Annotated in this window: 8 protein-coding genes; 7 read left to right on the forward strand and 1 reads right to left on the reverse strand. The window is 71.9% G+C overall.

Annotation, left to right across the window (positions count from 1 at the left end; all coding sequences use genetic code 11):
• Positions 1 to 50 precede the first annotated feature (50 nt).
• The 3 genes from AB0H81_RS14060 (at position 51) to AB0H81_RS14070 (ending at position 3,017) form a co-directional block, all read left to right on the forward strand.
• Positions 51 to 290, forward strand: coding sequence for an acyl carrier protein (locus AB0H81_RS14060; RefSeq protein ID WP_175602494.1), 240 nt, complete (start codon positions 51 to 53; stop codon positions 288 to 290).
• Positions 291 to 359: 69 nt separating this feature from the next.
• Entirely contained in the window at positions 360 to 1,592 is a 1,233-nt protein-coding gene (gene fabF / locus AB0H81_RS14065) for a beta-ketoacyl-ACP synthase II (protein WP_358373797.1), read from the forward strand.
• Positions 1,593 to 3,017 (forward strand): carboxyl transferase domain-containing protein, encoded by a 1,425-nt coding sequence (locus AB0H81_RS14070; RefSeq protein ID WP_358373799.1) that lies wholly within the window; start codon positions 1,593 to 1,595, stop codon positions 3,015 to 3,017. It abuts the gene before it with no gap.
• A 102-nt stretch (positions 3,018 to 3,119) separates the two neighbouring features.
• Here AB0H81_RS14070 and AB0H81_RS14075 read toward each other — a convergent pair whose 3' ends face one another.
• Positions 3,120 to 3,614, reverse strand: coding sequence for a DUF3145 domain-containing protein (locus AB0H81_RS14075; protein WP_175602497.1), 495 nt, complete (start codon positions 3,612 to 3,614; stop codon positions 3,120 to 3,122).
• A gap of 176 nt (positions 3,615 to 3,790) precedes the next feature.
• Here AB0H81_RS14075 and AB0H81_RS14080 point away from each other — a divergent pair, with 176 nt between their 5' ends.
• The 4 genes from AB0H81_RS14080 to AB0H81_RS14095 form a co-directional block, all read left to right on the forward strand.
• Positions 3,791 to 4,804, forward strand: coding sequence for a S8/S53 family peptidase (locus AB0H81_RS14080; RefSeq protein ID WP_358373802.1), 1,014 nt, complete (start codon positions 3,791 to 3,793; stop codon positions 4,802 to 4,804).
• Positions 4,805 to 4,869: 65 nt separating this feature from the next.
• Positions 4,870 to 5,409 (forward strand): sigma-70 family RNA polymerase sigma factor, encoded by a 540-nt coding sequence (locus AB0H81_RS14085; protein ID WP_358373805.1) that lies wholly within the window; start codon positions 4,870 to 4,872, stop codon positions 5,407 to 5,409.
• On the forward strand, positions 5,406 to 5,852 hold the full coding sequence (locus AB0H81_RS14090) for a hypothetical protein (RefSeq protein WP_358373808.1): 447 nt from the start codon (positions 5,406 to 5,408) through the stop codon (positions 5,850 to 5,852). Before AB0H81_RS14085 ends, AB0H81_RS14090 begins: the two co-directional genes overlap by 4 nt.
• Positions 5,849 to 6,096, forward strand: a 248-nt coding sequence (locus AB0H81_RS14095) for a hypothetical protein (protein ID WP_358373811.1), incomplete at its 3' end; no start/stop codon positions are given. The genes AB0H81_RS14090 and AB0H81_RS14095, both read left to right, overlap by 4 nt.

The following is a 6,096-nucleotide window of genomic DNA, read 5'->3' on the forward strand; positions in this document are numbered from 1 at the left end:
TACGGCGTGAGCCGTACAGATCCAGATAGAACCAGAAGGAGAACGACGACATGGCTGCCACCGAGCAGGAGATCCTCGAGGGCCTCGGCAAGATCATCAACGAGATCACCGGCATCCCGGCCTCCGAGGTGACTCCCGAGAAGAGCTTCGTGGACGACCTCGACATCGACTCCCTGTCCATGGTCGAGATCGCCGTGGCCGCCCAGGACGAGTTCGGCGTCGAGATTCCCGACGACCAGCTCAAGAACCTGAAGACGGTCAAGGACGTCCTGAACTTCATCCAGAACTGACGATCGTCGCGGCCTCCGGGCCGCCGATCGCATCACTCTCACCCAACTGATCGACAAGGAGCGCGAAACGTGAGTGCGAACCGGGTACGAGTCGTCGTCACCGGGCTCGGCGCGACGACGCCCGTCGGTGGAGACGTCGCCTCGACCTGGTCGGCGCTCCTCGCCGGTCAGTCGGGCGTCAAGTCCCTCACCGAGGACTGGGTCGACACCGTCCCCGTGAAGTTCGCGGGGACGGCCGCGGTCGACCCGGCCGAGGTGCTGCCCCGGCCCGAGGCCCGCCGTCTCGACCGCAGCGAGCAGTTCGCCCTCGTGGCGGCGCGCGAGGCGTGGCAGGACGCGGGCGCTCCCGACGTGGCGCGTGAGCGGCTCGGCGTCGTGGTGTCCAGCGGCATCGGCGGCATCAACACCACGCTGTCGGCCTACGACACCTACAAGGAGCGCGGCTGGAACCGGCTCTCGCCGTTCACCGTGCCGATGCTCATGCCGAACGGCCCGGCCGCGTGGATCGGCCTCGACCTCGGGGCCCAGGCAGGCGTGCACGCCACCGTGTCCGCCTGCGCCTCCGGCGCCGAGGCCATCGGCTACGCCATGGACATGATCAGGTCCGGCCGCGCCGACGTCGTCGTGGCCGGCGGCACCGAGGCCGCGATCCACGGCCTCAACATCGCGGCCTTCGCCGCCGCGCGCGCCATGTCCACCCGCAACGACGACCCGGCCGGCGCGTCGCGGCCGTGGGACCGCGAGCGTGACGGATTCGTGCTGGGCGAGGGCGCCGGCATCATCGTGCTGGAGTCCGAGGAGCACGCCCGGGCGCGGGGCGCGCGGATCTACGCCTACGCCGCGGGCGTCGGCTACTCCGCCGACTCCCACCACATCACCCAGCCGGAGCCGGAGGGCCGGGGCGTCATCATGGCGATGACCCAGGCGCTCAACGACGCCGACGTCACCGGCCTGGACGTCAAGCACGTCAACGCCCACGCCACCTCCACCCCGGCGGGCGACGTCATCGAGGTGCAGGCGGTCGCCAAGGCCATCGGCACCCACCCGCTGGTCACCTCGACCAAGTCCATGACCGGCCACCTGCTGGGCGGCGCGGGCGGCATCGAGTCGGTGTTCACGATCAAGGCGCTGCAGGAGCGGATCGTCCCCGCGACCATCAACCTCTCGGACCTCGACGACGGGATCGAGGTGGAGATCGTCCACGGCGCCAACCGCGAGCTGCCGGCGGGCGACATCGCCGCCGTCAACAACTCGTTCGGCTTCGGCGGGCACAACGCCGCCGTCGTCTTCAAAGGGGCCTGAATGACCGTGCTGGACAACAGGGAGGTGACCAGCGGCTCCGATCAGGAGCCTGCTGATCCCCGCGATCCCTCCGTCCGCCTGGCCGCGCTGCTCGACGAGGGCTCGCTGCGGCTGATCACTCCTGAGGACAAGAGCGGCGTGCTCGCCGCCATGGGCCGCGTCGAGGGTGTCCCCGTCGTCGCTTTCTGCAGTGACGCCCGCTTCCAGGGCGGCGCGATGGGCAGCGAGGGCTGCGAGCACATCGTGCACGCCTACGACGTGGCCGTCCGAGAGCGGGTGCCGGTCATCGGGATCTGGCACTCCGGCGGTGCGCGACTCGCCGAAGGCGTCGAGTCGCTGCACGCCGTCGGCCGGGTCTTCGCCGCCATGACCAAGGCGTCCGGCGTCGTCCCGCAGATCTCCGTGGTCGTCGGCCCCGCCGCCGGCGGCGCCGCCTACGGCCCGGCGCTCACCGACCTGGTCATCCTGGCCGACTCCGGCCGGATCTTCGTCACCGGCCCCGACGTGGTGCGCAGCGTCACCGGCGAGGACGTCGACAGCGCGGCGCTGGGCGGCCCCGAGCCCCACAGCAAGCGCAGCGGCGTCGTCCACGTCGTCACCAAGACCGAGACCGACGCGCTGCTCAAGGCCCGCCAGCTGGCCGTCCTGCTCGGCCACCAGGGCCGGGTGCGCACCTCCGACGTGGAGGAGGTCGACTTCTCCAGCCTGCTGCCCGAGTCGGCGCGCCGCGCCTATGACGTCAAGCCGCTGGTCAACGGCCTGCTCGACGAGCCCGGCGTGGAGCTGCACCCCAAGTGGGCGCCCAACATCGTCACCACCCTCGGCCGGCTCGGCGGCCGTACCGTCGGCGTGGTCGCCAACAACCCGATGCGGCTCGGCGGCTGCCTCGACGCCACCTCCGCGGAGAAGGCCGCCCGTTTCGTACGCATGTGCGATGCCTTCGGGGTGCCGCTGGTCGTCCTCGTGGACGTCCCCGGCTACCTGCCGGGCGTCGGCCAGGAGCACGACGGCGTGGTGCGCCGCGGCGCCAAGCTGCTGCACGCCTTCGCCGAGGCGTCCGTGCCGCGCGTCACGCTGGTCACCCGCAAGGCGTACGGCGGCGCGTACATCGCGATGAACTCCCGCGCGCTCGGCGCCACCAAGGTGTTCGCCTGGCCGACGACCGAGGTCGCGGTCATGGGCGCGGTGGCCGCGGTGCGCATCCTCAAGCGGCGCGAGCTGGCGGCGGCGCCCGAGGAGGAGCGGGCGGAGCTGGAGCAGCGCCTGGCCCAGGAGCACGAGAAGCTGGCCGGCGGCCTGGCCCGCGCGCAGGACCTGGGCGTGATCGACGAGGTCGTCGAGCCCGGGAAGACGCGCGGCGCGATCGCCAAGGTGCTCGCCCAGGCCACCCCGGCCCGCGGCGCGCACGGCAACATCCCGCTGTAACCCGGCTTGACCCGATGGGCCCCGCACCTCCTCTGAGGTGCGGGGCCCATCGGCGTTGACCTACCTCTGGTCGGCGGGCGTCCGGTCAGGGGACATCCCCGGTCACACGGCGGCGTGCAGCCAGCGGACCGGAGCGCCGTCGCCCGCGTAGCGGAACGGCTCCAGCTCCTCGTCCCAGGGCCTGCCGAGCAGCTTGTCCAGTTCGTCCTCCAGCACGCAGCGTCCCTGGGCGGCCATCATCATCACCGTGCGCAACCGGTCCTCGGGGATCATGATGTCGCCCGCCGCCCCGATCACCGCGCTGAAGGCGCCGAGCGTCGGCGTGTAGGCATGGCGGGACCCGTCGACGCCCGGCGAGGCGTCCTCGGTGATCTCGAACCTGATGCGCTGCCAGCCCATGAGCGAGGAGGTGATGGCGGCCGCGATCCCGGGGCGGCCCTCCCACTCCGCCTGCGCCCGCACGACGTTGGGCGCGGCTGGTTGCGGCGTCCACGTCAGGTCCACGGGCACGCCAAGGACGCCCGCGACCGCCCATTCGATATGAGGGCACAGCGCGGGCTGAGCCGAGTGGACGTACAGCACGCCACGAGCAGACACCGGACCTCCCGTTTCGGTACGAGGTGCGCCTTCCCCAACGGCCTCGTCCTGGGATGATCACAAGTGACTAGGGAGAGACTACCGTCGGTCGCTATCCGGCACCAGAGGGGGCCCATACCAAGTTGTTGCGGCAGTGGCACGTGACACAGGGCCACCTCGGGGATAGGTACCGGCACATGGACATCGAATATGTCGGCGAGGCGCTCATCCGCCCAGGTCAGGTGCTGACGGATCGCAGCGCGCTGTCCGCGGCGGCGCGCTGGACCCAGGCGGTCTCCGAGGGCGACGGCGTCTGCGTGATCCATCTGTCGCGCGGCGTCGACGTGGGCGAGATCACCCGGGATCTGCGGGACCGCGGCTTCCGGGCCTCACCCAACCACGTGGTCGCCGGCCAGCCGCTGTTCTTCGGCGGCCCGGCGTCCCGGCCCTTCCCGGTGCGCCCGGCCCCGCACCGGCCCGGCAGAGGCCGCTCGTCCGTGCTCGTGGGACTGCTCGACACGGGCGTCGCCAAGCATCCGTGGTGGGAGTCCAGCGAGTGGTACGGCGACCTCGGCCGCGACGACGGCGACGCCGCCGAAGGCTCCCAGGCGGGTCATGGCACGTTCCTGGCGGGGCTCATCCTGCGCCGCGCGCCCGGCGCGTCCCTGTGCGTGCGGCGGGTCCTCGACGGCGACGGCCTCGGCGACGAGGCGTCGGTGATCCGGGCGCTGAACCGGATGCGCGACCGGTCGCCCCAGGTGATCAACCTTTCCTTCGGCTGCTACACCTTCGACGACCGTCCCCCGCCCCTGCTGGCCGACGCGCTCAAAGGGCTGCCCGACACGGTGAAGGTGGCCTGCGCGGGCAACACGGCCGACGACCGGCCGTTCTGGCCGGCGGCGCTGCAAGGGGTGATCGCGGTGGGCGCCGTCGACGCCGCCGAGCAGCGACCCGCGCCGTTCACCGCCCACGGCACCTGGGTCGACGCGTGCGCCCGGGGCGAGTGGCTGAGCAGCAGTTATCTGGAGACCGGGGAGTTCGCGGGGTACGCGGCGTGGAGCGGGACCTCCTTCGCCGCGGCCCTGGTGGCGGGCGCCATCGCCGACGCCGCCCGGGACCGGCCGGTGCAGGAGGCGGCCAAGCGTGTGCTGGATCCCGCGACGACCAGGCAAATCCCTGATCTGGGGTCTCTCGTCCCGTCGAGTCTGTAGAGTTTACGCTCAGTCCTCGGCCAGTTACGAGGAGGCAGCCTCGTAGGACGGGCGAAGGAGGCCGCGTGCACGAGCCACATGACTCAGGTGAGTTGCTCAAAGCAGCGGCCGACGACGACCAGAGGGCCTGGGACATGCTCGAGTCCAGGTACGGACCCAGGATGTGGGCGACCGCCCGCGCCTGTGGCTTGAGCGAGGCAGATGCGGCGGACGCAGTGCAGGGAGCGTGGCTGCGCCTGTTGGAGCATCTGCACACCATCAGGGACCCATCGGGCATAGGCGCATGGCTCGCGACGACCACTCGTCGCGAGGCGATGCTGATCCTCAGGAAGGAACGCCCCGGCGTCCCCTTGCCTGAGGTCGTGCCCGGCGACCCTGATCCGGCGGCGGCCGTCCTGGAGGCCGACATCAGCCGCCGGCTCTGGAAGGCGGTCTCTGGCCTGCACGAACCATGCCGCACCCTGCTCCAGCTGGTGGCCGCCGACTGCGGCAACCGGCAGGTGGCGGGGCGACTGGGCGTGCCTGTGGGCAGCGTGGGTCCAACCAGATCGCGGTGCCTGGAGAGACTGCGCACTCTGATCCACCTACAGGAGACGGTGCAATGATCAACGAAGAGTATTTCCTGGCGGCGCTCCGTCTTGCCGCCGGGCACGACCCGCTCCCAGAACACGTCTCCGCTGCCGCCCGCGACGCCTACGGGCTCCGGGTCCCTCAAGCGGTGACCGCCGTGCCGGCGGAGTGCCCCGCCTCACGCGAGGTGCGAAGCGCGGACGGCTGCAAGATGGTCCGGTTCGTGGCGGCCGGGCTGACCTTCGATCTGGAGGTGACCGTGGGTGACGGGCTGATCGACGTGGCGGGGCAGATCGTCCCGCACCCCGGAGAGGGCAGCCATGTCGACGTCCGCACCCCTCATCTGACACTGACCAGACGCCTGGCCCGCACCGGCCACTTCGCGGCCACGGGCCTGCCCCCGGGCTGGCTCAGCGTGGTCTGCCACCGGCCCGGCCATCCACCCGTCCAGACCAGGTGGGTGCGCATACGGCCGTGACACATGAGCCCCCGATCGGCGGGGCGGTGGCGCATGGCCTGGTGGTGGCGGCCGAGGCGGCGGTGCTGCGCTCGGTCGTCGACCCGGCCCGGGCCATGCGCGCGGCTCAGGCCGTCCTGTCGGCCGCCGAAGCCAGGGGCGTGGCCGAGGCGGCCGTCGTGGCGCTCAGGGCGATGGGGCTGGCCGCGCGTGAGCTCGGCGACCTCCAGGCCGCCGAGCGCCACCTGCGGCGCGCCGTCGCCAC

The organism is Nonomuraea sp. NPDC050691 (assembly GCF_040654455.1).
Classification (GTDB): domain Bacteria; phylum Actinomycetota; class Actinomycetes; order Streptosporangiales; family Streptosporangiaceae; genus Nonomuraea.

Excerpts from the sequence above, each read along its gene's own strand:
- AB0H81_RS14060 (WP_175602494.1), top strand. The coding sequence starts at position 51 with ATGGCTGCCACCGAGCAGGAGATCCTCGAGGGCCTCGGCAAGATCATC.
- AB0H81_RS14070 (WP_358373799.1), top strand. The coding sequence starts at position 1,593 with ATGACCGTGCTGGACAACAGGGAGGTGACCAGCGGCTCCGATCAGGAG.
- AB0H81_RS14080 (WP_358373802.1), top strand. The coding sequence starts at position 3,791 with ATGGACATCGAATATGTCGGCGAGGCGCTCATCCGCCCAGGTCAGGTG.
- AB0H81_RS14090 (WP_358373808.1), top strand. The coding sequence starts at position 5,406 with ATGATCAACGAAGAGTATTTCCTGGCGGCGCTCCGTCTTGCCGCCGGG.